Source organism: Streptomyces sp. NPDC008121, assembly GCF_042957155.1.
Taxonomy (GTDB): Bacteria; Actinomycetota; Actinomycetes; order Streptomycetales; family Streptomycetaceae; genus Streptomyces.
The window spans coordinates 441,263-462,786 of sequence record NZ_JBIBHT010000008.1; the positions used below are offsets into that span (position 1 = coordinate 441,263).

Here is a 21,524-nt window from a genome sequence, read left to right on the forward strand (position 1 = left end):
AGCCCGCTGCGCTCTCCTTCCTCCGCCTTGCGATCGCACGCACCAGACGCCCCCGGCCCCGCCCTGCGGGCGGACGACGCTACTTTCGAAACACGCCCTAGCCCCTCCCGCGAGAAGCCTGTGTGACCTGTGGCGTACCCGGGGGGCGGGACATCCGTCCCCGCTGGGTACGCCACAGCAGTTTCCAGAGCACGAGGGTGACGACCCCGGCGAGGATGATGCCCAGCAGGTTCAGGAGCAGCTGCTCGGTCGAGCCCCACATCTGGCCCAGCTCGCCGTAGCTGAGGGCCACCGCCGCGTTCGCGGCCGCCGGGACGGTCGTCACCGAGATGGCGACCCCCACCAGCGCCCCGGACTTCGCCGACGTCAGCGAGAGCATGCCGGCCACCCCGGCGAGCACGGCGACGACGAAGGAGAACGGGTCGGGCTGCCAGATGAAGTCCGTGTTGGGGCGCGGATCGTTGAGCATCGACACCTCGAACTGGCCCGCCGCGTCCATCGCCAGGCTGAGCAGGGTCGTCGCCGCGATCGCGACCGCGAAGCCCACCAGGAGGGCGACCAGCGAGCGCCAGGCCAGCCTCGGGGCGCGCCCCACGAGACCCGTACAGATCCCGGCGAGCGGGCCGAACTCCGGGCCGACGGCCATCGCGCCCACGATCAGGACCGCGTTGTCGAGGACCACACCGCAGGCGGCGATCATCGTCGCCAGGCAGAGGAACAGCAGATAGGTGAAGGAGAGGGTGGACTCCTCGTGGGTCGCCTCGGTCAGCTCCGCCCACACCACCGCGTCCGCGCCCTCGCCCGGCGCCTCCTTCTCGGCGCGTTCGGCCCGCTCGGAGAGGGACACGTCGATGTCCGAGACCGCGATCGAGCCGTCCTGGTCGATCCCCAGCCTCCGCAGCCGGTGCAGGAGTTCGTCACAGGCCTCGCGAGCCACGTCGCACAGGACGATGTCCCCGGCAGGGTCGCGGGCCGCGCCGGCGACCACCACCACGTGGGTGGTGCCCACGGTCTCACCGATGAGCGCGAGAACGGCGTCCGTACGATCGGCCGGAACGATCATCCGCAGATGCAGCATGGCCGCACCCTAACGGGGGATCACAGCTTGCGCAGGGAGAGGCGCTGCACCTTGTGGTCGGGGCCCTTGCGGACGACGAGGGTGGCGCGGCCGCGCGTGGGGGCCACGTTCTCCAGCAGGTTCACCTTGTTGATGGTGCGCCACATGGTGCGGGCGTAGTCCAGGGCCTCCTCCTCGGAGACCTGGGTGTAGCGCTGGAAGTACGAGAAGGGGTTCTGGAAGGCGGTCTCGCGCAGCTTGCGGAACCGGTTGAGGTACCAGCCCTCGATGTCCTCGGGGCGGGCGTCGACGTACACGGAGAAGTCGAAGTAGTCGGCGAGACCGACCCGGGTGCGGCCGTCCTTGCCGGGGAGCGCCGGCTGGAGGACGTTGAGCCCTTCGACGATCAGGATGTCGGGGCGGCGGACGACGAGCCGCTCGCCGGGGACGATGTCGTAGATGAGGTGGGAGTAGACGGGGGCGGTGACCTCGTCCTTCCCGGCCTTGATGTCGGCGACGAACCGGGTGAGCGCCCGGCGGTCGTACGACTCGGGGAACCCCTTGCGGGAGAGCAGCCCGCGGGCCTTCAGCTCCTCCATCGGCAGCAGGAAGCCGTCGGTGGTGACCAGCTCGACGCGGGGGTGCTCGGGCCAGCGGGCGAGCAGGGCCTGGAGGAGACGGGCGACGGTCGACTTGCCGACGGCGACGGAGCCGGCGACGCCTATGACGAAGGGCGTGCCGCGCTGCTCGGCGTTCTCCCCGAGGAAGGTGTTGAGGGCGCCTCGCAGGCCGCTGGTGGCCTGCACGTACAGGTTGAGCAGCCGGGACAGCGGCAGATAGACGTCCCGCACCTCGTCGAGGTCGATGACGTCCCCGAGGCCGCGCAGCCGCTCGACCTCGTCGGCGGAGAGCGGCAGCGGCGTCTTGTCGCGCAGCGCGCTCCACTCGTCCCGCGTCAGATCCACGTACGGCGAAACCTCGGCCCGGCGAACGGCGGCACCGTTCCCCTTGCCGTTCCCCTTTCCGTGGCCGTGGCCGTGGCCGTTTCCGGGGGCGGGGGCGCTTCGTGGCGGCGAAGTGATCACACGGCCATTGTCGGGGGTCGGGGCCGGTTGTGGGCGGCGGGGCGTGGTGGGGTGGGTCACGTGGCGGAAGGGGGCCGGGGAGGCTCTCAGCCGGTTTTACGGGAGGACAGCAGACCCCTCAGCCGCCGCTCGGCCGGCTTCTCGACGCACTCGTGCAGGATCGCGGCGACGACGACGGTGGCGACGGCCACGGTCAGCACCTCCACGGCGTCGCGGCGCAGTCCGGGGCTCGGCACCATCCCGAGGTGACTGAGCGCCCGCAGGACGACCACGTGGGAGATGTAGAAGGCGAAGGACCACTCGCCGAGCTTCACCAGCGGCCGGGAACGGAGCAGCGAGCGCCCGCCGCGGACGTCACGCAGCGTGGTGGTCACGATCAGCAGGGTGAACGCCGGCATCAGGAGGGTGTCGAAGACGCCGTACTTGGGGGCGATCCCCGGGACGGCGTCAGGGTGGCGCAGCCAGAACCAGCACAGCAGAACCGATCCTGCTGTCAGTGCGAGCGCCACGCCGACGCCGAACGGAGGCTTCCATCCGCGGCGCACGAGGAGGGCGGCACAGAGCCCCATGACGAACATCGAGGTCATGGAGAGGGGGGAGGCGACGATGAAGCGCTCGGTCTCGGGGGAGAAGTCGTAGCGCACCGTCAGAAGACGCGTCGCGGCCGTGGCGGCGACGGAGAGCACCGAGAAGGCCATGAGCAGCCGGGAGGAGCAGCGCGAGAGCACCCAGTAGAGCAGGGGGAAGCACAGATAGAAGAACGCCTCGACGGACAGGGTCCAGGTGACGGCGTTCAGCGAGATGAAGTGGTCCGCGCTCCACGCCTGGGCGAAGGTGAGCGTGTAGAGGATGTCCGCCTTCGACACCGGAAGGTGCCACCACCACTTCAGCAGCACGACCACCGCGGCCGTGGTCACCGCCAGCAGGGGCCAGATGCGGGCGAATCGCCGCCAGTAGTAGCTGAGGGTGGTGTCCCCGGGGCGGGCGACCCAGGCCATGACGAAACCGGACAGGATGAAGAAGAACGGGACGCCTTCGTAGCCGATCGCCGAGAAGTGGAGCAGGGCCTCGGATTCGCCGAAGTACCACCGCGCGTGGAAGAAGAACACGCCCAGGGCGGCGAACCAGCGCAGTCCGGTCAGCGAGTCCACGCGCGTGCCGCCGAGGGGCATGGCCCGGCGCTCCTCGCGGGGGCGCGAGGGGCGCACCGCGTCGGTCGCTATGGCCGTGCCCGCTCCGGACAGGCCTCGGTCTTCAGTGACAGTAGAAATTCCGCACCCCTAAAAGCCTCCAGGTGACAGAAGGCGTGGGTGCCCGATGCGTGATCACCAATGGAGGGTCGGCGAGCCCTCGTGCCGTGCGGAGAATGTCGACGGCCGGGCCGATGGTCGATTCAAAATGGAATTGCCCCTGCCGGGAATCTATCACGGTGCCACAAGAACGGCCGGCCGTCACATTGGCGTCGGCCGGAATGCCGGTGTGCAGTGTGATGACGGTCAAATCGGTACACAGACGGATTTTTCCTGGGCTTTCTCGCCATGCTCTGGACGTCGTCGGCCCCGGCCCCCCCTCCTGCCCCCATCGATGACTGCCGCCGTGCCGACCGGCCCGGGGCCTCGGCGGCGACCGTTTGCGAAGGCGTGGCGGCTAAGGGGTTTTCGGACGGGCAGGGACTGGCCGGATTTCTCGCCGCGGCTAACCGCCGTGAATTGGGCTGGCGAGATCAGGACGTGATGCTGTAAAGCCCCCATTCTTCTGTGTTGCAGCTCACAAGACGATTTGTCCGAATCCACCGGTTCGCATGCATACGGAAAGTAAGTCCATCTGTCCGTTCCTGCTTGTGAAGGTTACGTTCACATTCGCTTACGCGATCTTTATGGTTTCTTCAGGGAGTGAGTGCACATGGGGTGGGGCAGGCGTCGCGGGGGAGCGACGCGTGGCATGGCGATCGGAGCGCTCACAGCGTTGCTGGCCGCCGGTACGGCGGCGGTGCCGGCCGTTGCCGTCGATGGGGAGGGCGCGCCGCCCAGGGCCGCGCTCGACGCGGCCGTGGACTCGGGGGAGGCGCCGGACGGTGGCCTCGCCCAGGCGGCGGCCAAGGCAAGTGGCGAACCGGTCGAGGTGACAGGCCTCCGTCAGGAGCGCCGCGAGGTGTTCGCGAACCCCGAGGGGACGTTCACCGCCCGCGAGTACGCACAACCGGTGCGCACGCAGCGGGGCGGCGCCTGGGTGCCGGTGGACGACTCGCTCGCCCAGCGGAGCGACGGCGGGTGGTCGCCGAAGGCCGCGACCGTGGACCTCGAGTTCTCCGGCGGCGGGGAGGGCCCCTTCGCCCGTATGAACCGCGCCGGTCGTGAGTACGCGCTGACCTGGCCGGGAGGCGCTCTGCCCCAGCCGAAGGTCGAGGGGGACACCGCCCGCTACGAAGAGGTCCTGCCGGGCGTCGATCTGGCCGTGCGCGCCGACGTGGAGGGCTTCGCCCACTACCTCGTCGTGAAGTCCGCGGAGGCCGCGGCCAACCCGGAACTCGACCGGATCGAGTTCGGGTTGTCGACCAAGGGCCTTGAGGTCACGGAGACGGCCGGTGGTGCGCTGCAGGCCGTCGACGCCGCGGTCGGCGGTACGGTCTTCGAATCGGGCCGCGCGGTGATGTGGGACTCCGCCGTCGCGAAGCCGGCGGCGCGGTCCGCGTTCACGGCCCGCGCGGCGACGGCCCCGCAGGGGGAGCTGGACCCCGCCGACGGTGGCCGCAAGGCGCCGGTCGCCCTGGACGTCACCTCGGACACGCTCACGCTCACGCCGGATCGGGCGCTGCTCCGTGGCAAGGGCACGGTCTACCCGGTCGTCATCGACCCCATTCCGCGCACCACGGGCACGACGGCCTGGACGTCGGTGATGTCCGGCATGCCCAACGAGCAGGACTGGAAGTATTCCGGTCACGCCGGCATGGGTAAGTGCCCGACGAACTACAACCCCACCGAATGCTCCGGCGTCGGTGTGCGCCGTCTGCTGTTCAGCTTCCCGATGTCCTTTTACAGCGGCAAGCAGATCCTCAGCACCTCGTTCTCGGCCCGCGTCGGGGCCGTCTACTGGGCGGACGCGAAAGCGGAGCCCCTCGACCTGTACCGGATCGGCGGTCAGAACTACACCGTCACGTCGGCCAGCAACTGGTCCAACACCCAGGACGACTGGTCCGACTACCTCATGACGATGGACCAGAAGATCTCGCCCACGGCCTGCTCGAGCCAGGCGAACCTCCACTTCAGCAACGGTGAGCTGCTGGAGGAGGCGCAGGCGGCCGCGGCCGGCGGATGGTCGAGCATGTCGCTCGGTCTGAAGGCGAAGGACGAGTCGACCTTCTACGGCTGGAAGCGCATCTGCGGCAACAGCCACCTCTCGATCACATACAACACGCCGCCGCTGCAGGTCTCGAACGCGCTGATGTCGTCGAACCCCGGTGGCAAGTGTGTCGTCGACGCCACCAAGGCGCCCTACATCGATTCCCTGCCGCAGCTGCGGGCGGAGGCACGGGACCCGGACCACAGCTCGTCCCGGACCGACCAGGTGAAGATGCAGTTCCAGGTCTTCTACAAGGGGCTGAACGGCGCCGACAAGAGCTACTTCGCGGAGACCGGATACAAGTCACCGAACGCCGGCACCACCTTTTCGCACCAGGTGACCCAGCCACTGCTCGGCGCGGGTATCGGCATGTGGGAACCGGCGAAGAAGACATTCCACCTCCGCAACACGCCGAACGCGGGATGGCCCGACACCAAGCCTGTGTACGACGAAGCCGGAACCGTGCCCCTCACGGGCGACTGGAACGGCGACGGCATCGACACCATCGGCATGTACGACCCGGCCACCCGCACCTTTCGCCTGCGCGACTCGAACGCGGAAGCCGCCAAGTACGTCATCACCTTCGGCAGCGGAGGCGACGTCCCGGTGGTCGGCGACTGGAACGGTGACGGCAAGGACACCATCGGTGTCTGGCGACCCAGCACCCACTACTTCTACTTGAACAACGAGCACACCAACAACGTCACCGACATTGCGCCCTTCGTGTACGGAGCCAGCGGGATGACGCCCATCACGGGCGACTGGAACGGCGACGGCTACGACACGATCGGCATGTACGACTCGACGACGGTGATGGTGTACCTGCGCAACGCCAACAGCGGCGGTGGCAACCACCACCAGATCCGTTACGGCAGCCCCGGTGACAAGCCGGTGGTCGGTGACTGGAACCAGAACAAGGCCGACACCGTCGGTGTCTGGCGGCCCAGTACGCACTACTTCTATCTGAACAACGAGAACACCAACAACGTCGCCGATCTCTCCTTCGTGTACGGCGCCGACGGGATGCTTCCGCTGAGCGGAATCTGGAGCACGGAAACCGGGATCCCCGCCGAGACGACGATCTCCTGGCAGGCCCGTGCCTATGACGGTGAGAACTGGGGCCCCTGGAGTTCGGCCAACTCGGTCGGGCGGTGCGTCGTGAAGCGCGACTCGCAGAAACCGACCGCTCCGCAGGTGTCCGGCAATCCGTACAAGGCCGACGAGGTGTGGCGCAGCGGTGTGGGCAAGCCCGGCACCTTCACGTTCGACGCTGTCGACGATGACGTCGTGGGGTACCGGTACTGGTTCAACGACGAGACCGCGCAGACCGCGTCGACGGTTGGCGGACAGGCGGTGACCCGCACCTGGACGCCCATGACATGGGGACTGCACAAGTTGTACGTGGAGGCGTTCGATGCCGCCGGCAGGACCAGTGGGATCGAGCTGTTCTCGTTCAAGGTCGTCGACGACGGCCCCGTGGGTCAGTGGAACCTCGGAGATGCGGCAGGGGCCACCGAAGCCCACGAGGAGATGGGCCGGCTCTCCGCCGCAGCCGGGCCGGGCGTGACGTTCGGCGTCGATGGACCGGGCAGGGGGCCCGCCGGCGCCATGGTGCCGGACGGCGCCGCGTATCTCGACGGCACGGCTGATGCGTTCCTCACCGTGCATGACGCGGAGGAGGACGCCGATCCGTCGAAGCGGGCGTCGGTCGTCGACACGACGCAGAGCTTCTCCGTCAGCGCCTGGGTCAATCCCGCGGCCACGGACCGGGACATGGCCGTGCTCAGCCAGGACGGTACGGATGGCGCCGGCTTCTTCCTGGGGTACGACGCGGCGGCCGGTGGGTGGGTCTTCGACGCGCCGGGCACGGAGGGCACCACGACGACTCGTTGGCGCGTCAAGGCTGACGCAGCCGTGACGGCCGATACCTGGGTGCATCTGACAGGCATTTTCGATGCCCATGCCCCTGCCGCTGAGCGACTTTCCATCCAGATCAACAATGCGAGCCCTGTTAAGGGTCCGCGGCCCACGACCGTGCCGGCAGGCGGGGACTTCCAGATCGGTCGAAGTCTGCTCGACGGTGCCTACGGTAAGAACTTCGAGGGCAAACTCGCCGAGGTCCGTGCGTACACGCGGATCGTCACTCCGGAGGAGATCGAGAAGTTCCAGAAGGTTCGGCCGGACCGCCGGGCCTACTGGCAGTTCGAATCTCTCGACAACGGCAACGTCCCCAATGTGCATAACGGGGGTCAGGCGTTGACCGTCAACGGCCCGGTGCTCTATGAGATGGGAAATCCGGCGGACAACCCGCCTTCCGCCTTGTCGGGCAACGGGCACATGGAGTTCGACGGCGTTGATGACTGGGCGGGTGCCGCGCAGGGTGTCTTGACGGCGGAAGGCAGCTACACCGTGAGCGCGCGGGCGAGGCTGACCTCCGCCGGCGCCACGCAGTCGCAGACACTGTTCTCCCTTCCTGGGCAGAATGCGGAACGCCTTGTCGTCAGATACGACGCGGCAACCCAGCGTTGGCAGGTGGTACTGCGCGCGTCGGACACGCCCGGGGCGCCGGCGACGGTTCTGACCCACTCCGGCCAGCCGCCCACGGCCGACGGCTCGGGGGACCACATCGCCGTGGTCTATGACGCGGTGACGCGGCAGGTACGGCTCTACGTCAATGGCCAGAGCCTCCCCGAGGACGTCCGCCTGGACAAGACGCCGTGGCCCACTCCTGGGGGCCTTCAGCTCGGGCGATCCACGAAGAGTGGGGCCGCGGAGCCTTTCGCGGGCGCCGTCGACGAGGTCCGTGTCTATACCGGGGCGTTTGATCAGACCGGTATCACCCAGCTCGTGGACCTGAACCCCAACCCCAACATCTAGCTACCCGCGAGGTCAGGGGCTCGCCACTCGGGCGAGCCCCTGACCCGGCAGCACCGGTAGCCGCTTCCCCCGTCAACTTCCACCTTCTGCGGAGTCTTGTCATGCCCATTCGCGGCCGACTGCTCGCCTCCCGCATGCCCAGGCGTGCGGTGACAGGCACAGTCATCGGTCTGGCGCTTGCCCTTTCGGCAGGCGCTGCGCAAGCAGTGCCCTCACAACCCGAAGCCGCCCGGCTTCCGGGCTTCTCCGACAACCCGGACCCCATCAACGGCAAGAACGCCGGCAGAGCGAAACCGCTGGGTTCCGACGCGGCCAAGAAGGCGGCGGTCACCACGCTTGACCAGCCCGTCTGGCCCCGACGGGCCAGCGCGGAGGTGACCCTTCCCGCCGCCCCCGCCCCCACTGCGGCCAGGACAGCGCGCCACGCGAGCCCCGTGACGAAGGCCGACGTCGGTGGTCTTCCGGTCACGGTGAAACACGCCGTCGCCAAGGGAGGCCAAGCAGCTCCTTCCCCGTCGAAGATCAAGATCACCTCGCTGGGGCAGAAGGACGCCGCCCGCTGGGACAGCGCAGCCCTGTTCACCGTCGAGCGCACGGACACGAAGGCCGCCTCGGCGCCGGTCGCACTCTCCCTCGACTACTCGAAGTTCGCCGACGGCGCCGGCGGAGCCTACGGATCCAGGCTCCGCCTGATCGAGCTCCCCTCCTGCGCCGCGACGCGGGCGCCGGGCAGCAAGGACTGTCCCGCGACGCCCAAGACCATCGGCTCCACCAACGACCCGGTCGCCCGCACGGTCAGTGCACAGGTGGCGGCGGCGCCGGCCGCCGCCGCCGGCGCGGCCGTGTTCGCGCTGACCGCCGGTGCCTCGTCGTCGAAGGGCGACTACAAGGCCACCCCGCTCTCCCCCTCGGCGAGCTGGTCGATGGCGAACTCCTCCGGCGCGTTCTCGTGGAACTACCCGATGCGGGCGGTCCCGACGCCGGGCGGCCTGTCTCCGACGATCGGCCTGGGCTACTCCTCCCAGTCCGCCGATGGACGCACCTCGGCGACGAACAACCAGGGCTCCTGGGTCGGTGAGGGCTTCAGCTACGAGCCGGGCTACGTCGAGCGTGCGTACAAGCCGTGCTCGGAAGACGGACACAGCACCTCCGGAGAGCAGTGCTGGGCGTTCGAGAACGCCACGGTGATGCTGAACGGCTCGGCCAGCACGCTGATCAAGAGCGACAAGGACGGCAAGTGGCACTTCGCCTCCGAGTCCGGCGCGAAGATCGAGCAGCTCACCAGCACCGACTACGCCACCAACAACGGTGACAACAACGGTGAGCACTGGAAGATCACCACGACCGAGGGAACGGAGTACTACTTCGGCCTGAACCGGCTCCCCGGCTGGACCACGGGCAAGGAGGAGACCGCCTCGACGTGGACCGCGCCGGTCTTCGGCGACGACCCGGGCGAGCACTGCTACAACGCGACGTTCACCAGCGCGCACTGCAAGCAGGCCTGGCGGTGGAACCTCGACTACGTCAAGGACACCCGCGGCAATGTCATGTCGTACTTCTACGGCGCCGAGACCAACCACTACGCGCTGAACGGCAAGACGACCGTCAATGGCACCGCTTACCACCGTGGTGGCTATCTGAAGCGGGTCGACTACGGCCAGCGTGACAACGCCGTCTACACCACGAAGGCCCCCGCGCGCGTGGTCTTCAACGTCTCGGAACGCTGCCTGCCTGTCGTCGGCGTCTTCGACTGCGCCCCCGCGAAGTTCACCGCAGCCAATGCCAAGTACTGGCCCGACACCCCCGTCGACCGGTCCTGCGCCGCGAACACGAAGTGCACGGCGAGTCAGAGCAGCCAGACGTTCTGGACGACCAAGCGGCTGACCGGCATCACCACCCAGATGAGCAGGAGTGCCGTCGCGGGGGAGTACTCCGACGTCGACGCGTGGACGTTCACGCACTTCTTCACCGACAACGGCGACGACACGAAGACCCTCTGGCTTTCGAAGATCGACCACGAGGGCAAGGTCGGCGGCAGCGCCAAGGTGCCCTCGGTCGAGCTTCGCGGCGAGCACCTGATGAACCGGGTGGACAGCGACACCGACAACACCGACCCGTTCTATCGCTACCGCCTGATCACCGTGTTGAGCGAGACCGGAGCGCAGCTGGACATCAGCTACGCGCCCCGCGAGTGCACGCCCACGACCCTGCCCCAGCCCGGATCCTCGACCAAGCGCTGCTACCCCGTTATTTGGTCCCCGCCGGGCAGCATCGAGCCGAAGACCGACTGGTTCCACAAGTACGTCGTGCAGGAGATCAAGGAGACCGACCGCACCGGTGGCGGCGACGACCTGGTCACCCGCTACGCCTACCAGGGCCCGGCCGGCTGGCGGCACGCAGAGCCGGACGGGATCACCGATCCGAAGTACCTGACCTGGGGCCAGTGGCAGGGCTACGGCAAGGTCACCGTCACGGGCGGCAACGGTGAGAAGACCTCGACCCGCCTCGACTACACGTACCTGCAGGGCCTCGACGGCGACAAGCTCCCCGGCGGCGGCACCCGCGTCGAGAAGGTGAAGGACTCCACCGGCACGGAATACACCGGACACAAGGAGTTCACCGGCTTCGAGATCGAGTCGCAGACCTACGACAACGCGACCGGCGGCAAGGTGATCGCCAAGTCGATCAGCGAACCGTGGAAGCACGACACGGCGACCCAGACCAGGACGTGGGCCACGAGCCACGCCACCCTGGTCAAGTCGGACGTCTCCCGGGGCTACAGCCTCCAGCACGACAACACCTGGGTCGCCACGAAGTCGACGTCGACCTACGACACCTCGGTACCCAACGGCCGGCTGGAGAGGACCGAGGATCTGGGTGACGTCTCCACCACGGCCGATGACACCTGCACCCGGCTCTGGTACGCGGACGAGCCCGGCAAGAACGTCTACGAGCGTCCGGGGCGCAGCGAGGCCGTCACCGTCGGCTGTGCTGCCACGCCCGACCGTAAAACGCAGGTCCTCGCGGACGAGCGCACCACGTACGACGCCTACGGCAATGCCACCAAGACCGAGCGCCTGACCGCTCACGACGGGACATCGGCCACCTACCAGGTCACGGGCACGACCGAGTACGACGCCTTCGGCCGCCCGACCGTGCAGAAGGACGCGGAGCAGACCCCGACGAAGATCGAGTACACGGACGCCTTCGGTCTGATCTCCAAGACCAAGCACACCAACGTACTCGGGCACGTCACGACCACGGACTACGCCCCGGCCTGGGGACAGTCGGTCGGTCAGGCCGACCCGAACGGCAAGCGCACCGATCTGACCTACGACCCGCTCGGCCGGGTCAGCTCCGTCTGGCTGACGGACCGGGCCAAATCCACCGCGCCTAGCATCAAGTATTCCTACAACGTCCGGAACGACAAGCCCGTCAGCGTCAAGACGGAGAAGATCCAGAACGACGGAAAGTACGGCGCCGAATACCAGCTCTACGACAGCCTGCTGCGGCCGCGGCAGCTCCAGACGCAGGGCCCCGATGGCACCCGCCTGGTAGGTGACGTCTTCTACGACGGCACGGGCAAGCCGAAGAAGACCAACGCCACGTACAACGCGACGGGCGCTCCTTCCGAAGAGCTGCTGACCGTGGTCAATGGTCAGGTGGCTTCGCAGACCGCCTACGAGTACGACGGGCTTGGCAGGACGACCGCGGCGATCTCCCTGGTGGGCGGCGACGAGCAGTGGCGCACCACCACGGCGTACGACGGGAACCGTACGCACGTCGACCCGCCCAAGGGCGGGGTGCCGACCACCTCGATCACCGACGCCGAGGGGCGCGTGACGGAGCTGCGTCACTACCGGACGGAGTCTCCCGAGCCGACGGGTCCGGGTGTCCAGTACGACACCACGAAGTACACCTACACGCCGCGCGGCCAGCTGAAGACCGTCACCGACGCGCAGGACAACGTATGGCGGTACGAGTACGACCAGCTCGGCCGCAAGACCAAGAGCGTCGACCCGGACGCCGGCACGTCGCGGGTGGAGTACGACGGCTTGGACCGGCCCGTCGCCGCCTTCGACGCTAACGAGAAGAAGATCAGCACCGTCTACGACAAGCTGAGCCGTCCCGTGAGTACGTGGGAAGGCGAGGCAGTCACCGGTAAGAAGCTGACCGAGACGCGTTACGACCGGGCGGGGGCACTGGGCGAAGCCTGGGCGTCGCTCCGGTACACGACTCCGACCGACTACTTCGCCAGCTTCGTTCTGCAGCGAGATGCCCGCTACCGGCCCATGAGGGTCGACTATGTGGTTCCCGCTTCCGAGGGACTGCTGCAGGGGACGTACAGTTTCACGACCTCGTACCGGGCCGACGGGACCGTCGCCAGCACTGGCATGCCCGCTGCGGGTGCCCTGCCGACCGAGACGTTCTCGTACGGCCACGACGCGTTGCAGCGTCCCACGAGCATGACGAGTTCGATGTCCGGCTACGTGTCGGGCACCCAGTACACCGAGACCAGTCAGCTCAAGGGTTTCCTGCTGTCCACCGGCAGCGGCAAGAAGGTCCAGCAGTCCTTCGACTTCGAGAAGGGCACCGACCGTCTGACGGGTTCGAGGATCGACATCGAGGGGGTGTCCGCCCCGGCGAAGAAGTCGCAGTACTCGTACGACCAGGCCGGCAACGTCCTGTCGATCTCGGACATCGGCGGCACGTCACCCGATGTCCAGTGCTTCGCCTACGACAACGCCCAGCGGCTGTCCGAGGCGTGGACGCCGGCCGCGACCGAGGCCGAGGCCACGGGCATGGGCACCGTCGGTTCCGTCGCGAACGGCACGGTTCCCACCGCGTGTGCCGCCGCTCCGGGCACGAGCGCACTCGGCGGCCCCGCCGCGTACTGGAAGTCGTACACGACCGACGCGATCGGCAACCGCACCAAGGAAGTCGTCCACGACACCGGTCTGGACGCGACGAAGGACATCACGCGTACCTTCACCTACGGCGAGGACAACGCGGGTCCGCACGCGGTCACCAAGGTCGTCGAGAACACGCCGACCGGAGACCGGCAGTCGCTCTACTCCTACGACGACAACGGCAACACCGAAACCCGGACACTCGGCGGCAACACCCAGACCCTGGAGTGGAACCCCGAGGGGAAGCTGACGAAGACCACCGAGGCCGACGGCAAGGAGACGACGTACGTCTACGACGCCTCCGGTCAGCGCGTGCTGCGACGGGATGCCACGGCGACGACGGTCTATCTGCCGGGCATGGAACTCAAGCTGGCCGCGAACGGCAGCGCGGTCGACGCGACTCGCTACTACTCCTTCGCGGGCCAGACGATCGCCGTCCGCCAGAACAACGGGGACCTGTCCTTCCTCGGCTCCGACCACCAGGGCACGAGCAGCCTGTCGATCAACGCGACGACGGGCGCCGTCTCCCAGCGCCGCTTCGACCCGTACGGCGGTCCCCGAGGCCAGGACAGCGGAACGTGGCCTGGCGAGAAGGGCTTTGTCGGCGGCACGCTCGACTCGCAGACGGGCCTGACACACATCGGGGCGCGTGAATACGACCCGGGTCTGGGCAAGTTCATCTCGGTCGACCCGCTGATCGACTACACCCAGCCGCAGCAGATCAACGGCTACGCCTACGCGAACAACAGCCCGGTCACGCTGTCGGACCCGACGGGTCTCTTGCCGGCCGACTGCCTTGAGCCTGGCGTGACATGCGACGGAAAGGGCGTTACCGGCTATGACGGCGCCTGGAAGGAAAAGGCTGAGCAAGAAGCGGCGGAACAGGCCAAGGCGCAGGCTGAGGAAAGCCTGAAGCGAGCCAAGGCCCAGGTCAAGCAGGCCGTAAAGGGCCTGATCGCCATAGCCAAGCGCGAACTCGGGATCGACGCGGCGCTCGACTGCTTCTCAAGCGGTGACATCGGCGCTTGCGGTGAAACGATTCTCAACGTCGCGGGCAGCTTCGCTGGCGGCTTGGCCGGAAAGATCCTGGTCAAGTACGGCTTCAGGTGGGGGAAGGCCGCCGATCTTGTAAAAACGATCTACGGTCACGTCGAAAAGCTCATCGGTGGCGTTGAAGCGATATTCAAAAACTCCAAGGCATTGAGTAAGGCGAAGGACGCCCTGGCTGTCGCCAGGACGAAGGCGGAAGCCGCCATTGCCAGGGCTAAGGGGGGGTGTCATAGCTTCCTGCCAGGAACCCGGGTGCTCTTGGCTGACGGTTCCACAAAGGCCATTGAGGACGTCGAGCTCGGGGACCGGGTAACGGTCACCGACCCAGAGACCGGTGAGACCACGACCCGCGAGGTCGTCGGCACCATCGTCACTGAGGATGACAAGCACTTCGTCGACCTTACGATCAAGATCGACGCAGGTGGCGAAGCGGCACTGATCTCGACGACGACCCACCCCTTCTGGGTGGTGTCGGAGAACGCGTGGATCGAAGCCGGTGACCTGAAGCCCGGCATGACCCTTCGCACTCTGGCCGGCGATACGGTCTATGTCGAGAAGGTCGGCCGCTTCGATGAGCGTCAGCGCACGCATGACCTGACGGTCAGCGACATTCATACTTACTATGTGCTGGCGGGGGCCACGCCGGTCCTCGTTCACAACTGCGGCGTCAGGCCTGATGCGCCAGATCCTGACGGGAACATCGTCTACCGTGCACTGAGCGAGTTCGATAACCCTTCAGCGGGGTTGACTGCCCGCGCTCCCGGAAACGCAGGGGTTAGCCCTCTGTCGCATGTCGCCGGGAAGAAGTTGACGCCTTGGATATCTACAACTAAGAATCCGAGCATCGCGTTCGATAAATATGATGAAGGTTACGGGGTGATTGCCATCGACCTGAGGTTGATTCCACACAGCTATGTGGATATTTCTTCGGGTCCATTCAAGAGCAGGAGGCATAACGCCTACGCCAGGAAGGACTCCGAGGTCCTGGTCTGGCAGAGAATCCCGGCGGAAGCGATCGTCGGGCACTGGCCTGGAGGGTGAACATGGATGACCTGCTGGAACTTCTAGACGAAGCATGGGATGACGAGTCTGGATTTCTCGGAAAGCTTCGGTCTGGGAAATTTGATCCCGATGCTGGTGAAGCGTACGTAGCGCTTCTTTCTCGGATTCCTCCGATCGGCGAGACTGTGGAAGCGAGACTCGTGCAACTCATCTGGTTCGCACCCATGTTCATCGAGTGGCAACTGGAGCGAGCCGCCAAGAGCGAGGATGAGCTTAAGCAGCTAACTCGCATTGCGACTCAGGTGCACGAAGCGGTGTCCGACGTTCTTGGGATTCCGTAAGTCAATTCACTTCTTCTGGCCTGTAAGTAAGTACCAGGCACTGAAGGGGAAGTGCTGCGGAAAATGTAAAACAGAGAGCCCTGCCGGACACAGTCCGGCAGGGCTCTCTGGGCGTTTGACGGCAACGCTGACGGCAACCTCAGCGGACGACGGCTGCGGAGGGCGGGTCGTCGGGGTCGTTGTCCGTCGGGCTGAGGGCGTTGCCGAGGGTTTGGATGGCTTGGCGTTGGAGGCGGAGTCGTACGTGGGCGTAGACGCCGGCGGTGACGCCGATGTGGGCGTGACGGAGGAGTTCCTTGATGACCACGAGGTCCACGCCCTGTTCCAGGAGCAAGGTCGCGGTTGAGTGCCGGAGGTCGTGGAAGCGGATGCGCCGGAGGCCAGCCCGCTCGAGGAAGCTGCGGAAGCGGCGGAGGAGGTTGGCGGGGTCGAGAGGTCCTCCAGTCGGCGTGGTGAAGACGAGTCCGCTGTCCCTCCAAGCTGACCCTGCCGTCTCGCTCTCCTCGTCCTGCCGTTGCTTGTGTTCCTTGAGGGATTGGATGCATTCGGTCGGGAGCGCGATACGGCGCTCGGATGCCCGAGTCTTGGTGGGCAGGTGGGTGAGGCCGCCGGTGCGGGTGCGCTGGAGCGAGCGCCGGATGCTGGCCGTTCCGGTGGTGAGGTCGAGGTCTTCCCAGTGGAGGCCCAGGAGTTCGCCCTTGCGGAGTCCGGTGCGCAGGGCGAGTTCGTAGAGCGCGTGGAGCCGGTCGGTGCGCGCGGCGTCGGGGAACTGGCGGGCCTCGGCCGAGGTGAGTGGCCGGAAGCGCCTGGGCCGGTGCGCAGCAGCCTTGACGTTCCGGGCGACGTTGCGGGGCAGCTCGTCCTCGCGGACGGCGTGTTCAAGGGCGGACTTGAGCACGGAGTGCACGTACGTCACCGTCGAAGGGGACAACTGCTTCTGGCAGCAGTCGCCGATGGCACAGCATGCCTTCCGTTCGGCGTCCAGGCTGTGGATGCAGCACTGGCAGGTGGTGCGGAGTCGGTCGAGGAAGGTGCGGACGTCCTTTGTGGTGAGGCGGGCGATCTTCTTGTTGCCGAGGCCGGGGATGAGGTGGAGTCGGACGCAGGCGGCGTAGCGGGTGTGGGTGTTCTCGCGGAGTCGGTGGACGGCGACGCTGCCCAGCCAGTAGGTGAGGTAGTCGCCGACGGTGCTGTCGGAGGTGGCGACGGGGAGACCGCGGTTGCTGTCGGCGATCTTCTCGGCGAGTTTGTCTGCGGCTTCTCTGCGCGTGCTGCCGTAGACACGAACGCGCTTGCTGGTGCTGTCGGCGGCGAGGACGTAGCCGGCGACTTCCCAGCGGCCGTCCTTGCGCTGGTAGATGGTGCCCTCGCCGTTGACGCGGGCCTTCTTGCGCTGGGCGCGGTCATTGGGTGGCCTCTTCCAGGTGGCGCTGAACGTAGTCGTCCAGGGCGTGAGTGGGGATGCGGCGGGCCTTGCCGATGGTCAGCGAGGCCAGGCGGCGGGTGCGCAGGAGGTCGTAGAGGGCGGAGCGGCCGATCTTGAGGCGGGCCATCGCCTCGGGGACGGTGAGGAGTTCGTCGTCACGCACGGGTCGCCACCGCCTGTTCGCGCATCGGGCCGCCGTTGATGAGGGTGGCGAGGCGTTCGAGGTCGGGGGTGAGGCCGGTGCCGCCGTAGGCCCCGTGGGCGATGACGAGGGTGGTCGGGGAGGGCGGAGCGGTGTGGCGGCGGTGCCAGGCGGCGCGGGCGGCGCGGAGGGCGCCGAGGGTGGTGGAGTAGGCGCGGGTCTTGGTGGAGAAGTGGCCGCGGAAGCCGAGCATGTGGACCCACTTGCGTAGGTTTAGGTGCTTGAGGTCGTCGCGGGCGCCGAGGGTCCAGGCGGTGCGGATCATGCGGGCGGCGTGCTCGGGTACGGACTCGCACCAGAGGTCGGTGATCCTCTTCAACCGGTGGTCGAGGGTGCCGGTTGCGGCTTCGGTGCCCTTGGTGGCGTACTTGGCGACGTACCCGGCGACCTTGCCCTCGGTGATCGTGGTCCCGCCCTGGAAGGCCGTGGACCGGATGATCCTGGTGTCGATTTGTTCGCCGAAGGCGAAGGAGTGGGCGCGATTCTTGAGCGTGGGTCCGTCGATGTGGGTGTGGGTGGCCGCGGTCTGGATGGCATCGGCGAGGAGTTCGGGGGTGGCCCAGGTGGGCGGCGGGGTGTAGGGGCCTGCGGGGCCGTCGAGGCGGATCACGTGGAAGTGGATCAGTCCGCGCTGCTGGTACTCGGCGACCTTGGCGTACGAGACGCGGACGGCCTTGTGCAGCAGGCGCTGCGGGAGACCGGCTGCGGCGGCGATGGTGCGGCGCAGGTGGAGCATGAAGCGGGCCCACAGGGCCGGGGCATGGGCGTTCCACAGCACCGCGCCGGTGTAGTCGTAACGCTCGGGGTCGAGTGGGGTCCCGAGGAGCGGGTCGCCCTTGGCGTGGGTGCGTCCGCAGCGGCAGCGGGCGGAGCCGCCCACCCGTCGCCCGTGGACGGGGCCGTAGGAGGGTGCGGTGAGGGTGGCGAAGACGCGGGGGTGGGTGGCGACCTGGTCGGGGATGTTCTTGCCGCCGCGTAGGCCGGCGGCGATGAGGTGGTAGGTGTCCTGGCGGTAGAGCTCGGGGCACATGCCAACCTGCCTGGTCTGATCTGGCCTCCGCCGGGAAAGGCGTTGGGCGGAGGTCAGAGTGGCCGTACAAGGCATCGACAGCAGTTTCGCCTCCATGCTGGATTACGTCATGGTTCGTTAGTGGAGTAAGCGCGCGATTTGCTGCGAGAAGCGAGTACCTCATATGCCGCCACCACGCGAGCGGAGGTGCTGTGGGCGGGCCACGGCAACGCCCACGGCAGATGCCACGCGGCAACGGGTGTACCCCCCTACGACCCACGGCCGCCCGCGCGCATAGGGTTCGCACAGATTCACGAGCCTGAGCAGAGAGTTGGACCATGAAGTCGACCGCCCTCCGTCGTACCACCGCCGTCGCCGTCACCGCCGCGTCCCTGGCGCTGCTGCTCACCGCGTGCAGCGGGGACGCGAACGACGGGAAGCCGAAGGGCGAGAACGACGCGTCCGCCTCCGCCGCCGCGAAGCCGGACGTGAAGGCGCTGTCCGCCGGTGAGCTGGAGAAGCTGATCGTCGAGCAGGCCGACCTCAAGGGCTACCAGGTGCAGAAGCCGAAGGCCGCCGAGATCCTGCACTCCGGGGACGTCGGCGCCGACAAGCCCGCCTGCGAGCCGCTCGCCGAGGCCCTGTCGCACGTCGCTCCCGGTGACCCGGGCGCCAGCGTGCAGCGCAAGGCCATCGAGGCGAAGAAGGGCAAGGCGACCTCCGCCGACGACATCCTGGGGGCCCTCGGGGCTCCGGTGACCAATGTGACCCTGGGGTCGTACGGCGGGCAGGGTGCCGAGAAGGCGTTCGCCTCGCTGAAGACGGCCGGGACCGACTGCGCCGGCGGGTTCACCGCCATGGCGAGCGGTGCGAAGACCAAGGTCTCCAAGGTCGCCCCCGAGAGCGGTCTGACCGCCGGTGACGAAGCGCTCGCCTGGACCGTCACCGCCGACATGAACGGCCAGCCCTTCGTCACCAAGCTCGTCGTCTTCCGCAAGGGCAACACGCTGGCCTCCTTCGCCTCCCTCAGCCTCTCCGGCACCGTCAAGGAACTCCCGAAGACCGTCGTCGACGCGCAGGCCGCCAAGCTGCGCTAGGGCGTGTTTCGAAAGTCCTGTCTGGCCGGGGGCGTCTGGCACGCACTCCCCCGTAGCCCTTCGGGCACGGGAGGTGCCCCCTCGCTGCGTTGTCGGTCGTCGGCGCAGCCCGCTGCGCTCTCTCCCCCTGCGCCTGGCGGCGCGGGAGGTGCCCCCATCCTCCGCCTGCGATCGCACGCACCAGACGCCCCCGGCCCCGCCCTGCGGGCGGACGACGCTACTTTCGCCACACGCCCTCGTACGGGCCCCCGGCCGCCGTCGGTCGTAGGCTGCCGCCATGTGCGGAATCGTGGGTTACGTCGGCGGGCAGTCGGCGCTTGATGTGGTGATCGCGGGTCTCAAGCGGCTCGAGTACCGGGGCTACGACTCGGCCGGTGTCGCGGTGCTCTCCGACGGGGGGCTCGCCGCCGCCAAGAAGGCGGGCAAGCTCGTCAATCTGGAGAAGGAACTCGTGGACCGCCCGCTGCCGAGCGGTTCCACCGGCATCGGGCACACCCGGTGGGCCACCCACGGCGGCCCGACCGACGCCAACGCGCACCCGCACCTCGACAACGCGGGCCGCGTCGCCGTCGTCCACAACGGCATCATCGAGAACTTCGCCGCCCTCCGCGCCGAGCTGCAGGAGCGCGGCCACGACCTCGCGTCCGAGACGGACACCGAGGTCGTGGCCCACCTCCTCGCCGAGCAGTTCTCCTCCTGCGGGGACCTGGCCGAGTCGATGCGCATGGTGTGCCGCCGCCTCGACGGGGCCTTCACGCTGGTCGCCGTGCACGCCGACGACCCCGACGCGGTCGTCGGCGCGCGCCGCAACTCCCCCCTCGTCGTCGGCGTCGGCGAGGGCGAGTTCTTCCTCGCCTCGGACGTCGCCGCCTTCATCGCCCACACCCGGGCGGCCATCGAGCTCGGCCAGGACCAGGTCGTCGAACTGCGCCGTGACGGCGTCACCGTCACCGACTTCGACGGGGCGCCCGCGGACGTACGGGCGTACCACGTCGACTGGGACGCCTCCGCCGCCGAGAAGGGCGGCTACGACTACTTCATGCTCAAGGAGATCGCCGAGCAGCCGAAGGCCGTCGCCGACACCCTCCTCGGCCGCATCGACGCCGAGGGCCGCCTCAGGCTCGACGAGGTGCGCATCCCCGCCACCGTGCTCCGCGAGGCCGACAAGGTCGTCATCATCGCCTGCGGCACCGCCTTCCACTCCGGTCTCATCGCGAAGTACGCCATCGAGCACTGGACCCGCATCCCCTGCGAGGTGGAGCTGGCCAGCGAGTTCCGCTACCGCGACCCGATCCTCGACCGGCGCACCCTCGTCATCGCCATCTCCCAGTCCGGCGAGACCATGGACACCCTGATGGCCCTGCGGCACGCCCGCGAACAGGGCGCGAAGGTGCTCGCCATCTGCAACACCAACGGCTCCACCATCCCCCGCGAGTCGGACGCCGTCCTCTACACGCACGCCGGCCCCGAGGTCGCCGTCGCCTCCACCAAGGCGTTCCTGACGCAGCTCGTGGCGTGCTACCTGGTCGCGCTGTACCTGGGGCAGGTACGGGGGACGAAGTGGGGCGACGAGATCGGCGCCGTCATCCGGGAGCTGGCCCGGATCGGCGACGAGGTCGAGCGGGTCCTGGAGACCATGGAGCCGGTACGCGCGCTGGCCCGCTCACTCGCCCACAAGAACACCGTCCTCTTCCTCGGCCGGCACGTCGGCTACCCCGTCGCCCTGGAAGGCGCGCTGAAGCTCAAGGAACTCGCGTACATGCACGCCGAGGGCTTCGCCGCCGGGGAGCTCAAGCACGGGCCGATCGCCCTCATCGAGGAGGACCTGCCGGTCGTCGTGGTGGTGCCGTCGCCCAAGGGCCGCTCCGTCCTCCACGACAAGGTCGTCTCCAACATCCAGGAGATCCGGGCCCGCGGCGCGCGGACCATCGTGATCGCCGAGGAGGGCGACGAGGCCGTCGCCCCCTACGCCGACCACCTCATCCGCATCCCGGCAACGCCTACGCTGCTCCAGCCGCTGGTCTCCACCGTGCCGCTCCAGGTTTTCGCCTGCGAACTGGCGACGGCGCGCGGCAACGAGGTGGACCAGCCGCGCAACCTGGCGAAATCTGTGACCGTGGAGTGAGTGA

At 67.9% G+C, this 21,524-nt stretch carries 11 protein-coding genes; 5 read left to right on the forward strand and 6 right to left on the reverse strand.

Annotation, left to right across the window (positions count from 1 at the left end; genetic code table 11):
* Window positions 1-97: 97 nt before the first annotated feature.
* The 3 genes from ACFZBD_RS27150 to ACFZBD_RS27160 all read right to left on the reverse strand — a co-directional run bounded on the left by ACFZBD_RS27150 (window position 98) and on the right by ACFZBD_RS27160 (window position 3,314).
* Entirely contained in the window at window positions 98-1,078 is a 981-nt protein-coding gene (locus tag ACFZBD_RS27150; protein ID WP_391144238.1) for a DUF389 domain-containing protein, read from the reverse strand.
* A gap of 20 nt (window positions 1,079-1,098) precedes the next feature.
* Window positions 1,099-2,022, reverse strand: a complete 924-nt coding sequence (gene coaA, locus ACFZBD_RS27155) for a type I pantothenate kinase (protein WP_391144240.1) — start codon at window positions 2,020-2,022, stop codon at window positions 1,099-1,101.
* A gap of 206 nt (window positions 2,023-2,228) precedes the next feature.
* Window positions 2,229-3,314 carry an acyltransferase family protein gene (locus tag ACFZBD_RS27160; protein ID WP_391144242.1) on the reverse strand — a complete coding sequence of 362 codons (1,086 nt, stop codon included), beginning with the start codon at window positions 3,312-3,314 and terminating at the stop codon, window positions 2,229-2,231.
* Between the two features lie 769 nt (window positions 3,315-4,083).
* Here ACFZBD_RS27160 and ACFZBD_RS27165 point away from each other — a divergent pair.
* The 3 genes from ACFZBD_RS27165 (at window position 4,084) to ACFZBD_RS27175 (ending at window position 15,661) form a co-directional block, all read left to right on the forward strand.
* On the forward strand, window positions 4,084-8,358 hold the full coding sequence (locus ACFZBD_RS27165) for a LamG-like jellyroll fold domain-containing protein (protein WP_391144244.1): 4,275 nt from the start codon (window positions 4,084-4,086) through the stop codon (window positions 8,356-8,358).
* A gap of 206 nt (window positions 8,359-8,564) precedes the next feature.
* Window positions 8,565-15,359: a polymorphic toxin-type HINT domain-containing protein gene (locus ACFZBD_RS27170; RefSeq protein ID WP_391144246.1), complete on the forward strand. Its 6,795-nt coding sequence runs from the start codon at window positions 8,565-8,567 to the stop codon at window positions 15,357-15,359.
* Between the two features lie 2 nt (window positions 15,360-15,361).
* The gene (locus ACFZBD_RS27175) at window positions 15,362-15,661 is read left to right on the forward strand and encodes a hypothetical protein (protein WP_367494102.1); all 300 of its coding nucleotides are present in this window, start codon (window positions 15,362-15,364) and stop codon (window positions 15,659-15,661) included.
* Between the two features lie 139 nt (window positions 15,662-15,800).
* Here the strand turns inward: ACFZBD_RS27175 and ACFZBD_RS27180 are convergent, their stop codons facing one another.
* The 3 genes from ACFZBD_RS27180 to ACFZBD_RS27190 are packed head-to-tail and all read right to left on the reverse strand — an operon-like array spanning window position 15,801 to window position 18,319.
* The gene (locus ACFZBD_RS27180; protein WP_391144410.1) at window positions 15,801-17,021 is read right to left on the reverse strand and encodes a tyrosine-type recombinase/integrase; all 1,221 of its coding nucleotides are present in this window, start codon (window positions 17,019-17,021) and stop codon (window positions 15,801-15,803) included.
* 43 nt (window positions 17,022-17,064) lie between these two features.
* Window positions 17,065-17,250, reverse strand: a complete 186-nt coding sequence (locus tag ACFZBD_RS27185) for a helix-turn-helix domain-containing protein (protein WP_391144250.1) — start codon at window positions 17,248-17,250, stop codon at window positions 17,065-17,067.
* The gene (locus ACFZBD_RS27190; protein WP_391144252.1) at window positions 17,243-18,319 is read right to left on the reverse strand and encodes a replication initiator; all 1,077 of its coding nucleotides are present in this window, start codon (window positions 18,317-18,319) and stop codon (window positions 17,243-17,245) included. Before ACFZBD_RS27190 ends, ACFZBD_RS27185 begins: the two co-directional genes overlap by 8 nt.
* Before the next feature lie 317 nt (window positions 18,320-18,636).
* On the opposite strand from ACFZBD_RS27190, the gene ACFZBD_RS27195 reads away from it, so the two are divergent.
* Together ACFZBD_RS27195 and glmS are read left to right on the forward strand one after the other, a co-directional pair.
* Window positions 18,637-19,395: a hypothetical protein gene (locus ACFZBD_RS27195; RefSeq protein ID WP_391144254.1), complete on the forward strand. Its 759-nt coding sequence runs from the start codon at window positions 18,637-18,639 to the stop codon at window positions 19,393-19,395.
* A gap of 277 nt (window positions 19,396-19,672) precedes the next feature.
* Complete coding sequence (gene glmS / locus ACFZBD_RS27200; RefSeq protein ID WP_391144256.1) at window positions 19,673-21,520, forward strand: glutamine--fructose-6-phosphate transaminase (isomerizing); 1,848 nt, start codon at window positions 19,673-19,675, stop codon at window positions 21,518-21,520.
* Window positions 21,521-21,524: the final 4 nt, after the last annotated feature.

Coding starts and splice junctions, on each gene's coding strand:
- ACFZBD_RS27150 (WP_391144238.1), bottom strand. CDS start 1,078: ATGCTGCATCTGCGGATGATCGTTCCGGCCGATCGTACGGACGCCGTT.
- ACFZBD_RS27160 (WP_391144242.1), bottom strand. CDS start 3,314: ATGCCCCTCGGCGGCACGCGCGTGGACTCGCTGACCGGACTGCGCTGG.
- ACFZBD_RS27165 (WP_391144244.1), top strand. CDS start 4,084: ATGGCGATCGGAGCGCTCACAGCGTTGCTGGCCGCCGGTACGGCGGCG.
- ACFZBD_RS27175 (WP_367494102.1), top strand. CDS start 15,362: ATGGATGACCTGCTGGAACTTCTAGACGAAGCATGGGATGACGAGTCT.
- ACFZBD_RS27190 (WP_391144252.1), bottom strand. CDS start 18,319: ATGTGCCCCGAGCTCTACCGCCAGGACACCTACCACCTCATCGCCGCC.
- ACFZBD_RS27195 (WP_391144254.1), top strand. CDS start 18,637: ATGAAGTCGACCGCCCTCCGTCGTACCACCGCCGTCGCCGTCACCGCC.
- glmS (WP_391144256.1), top strand. CDS start 19,673: ATGTGCGGAATCGTGGGTTACGTCGGCGGGCAGTCGGCGCTTGATGTG.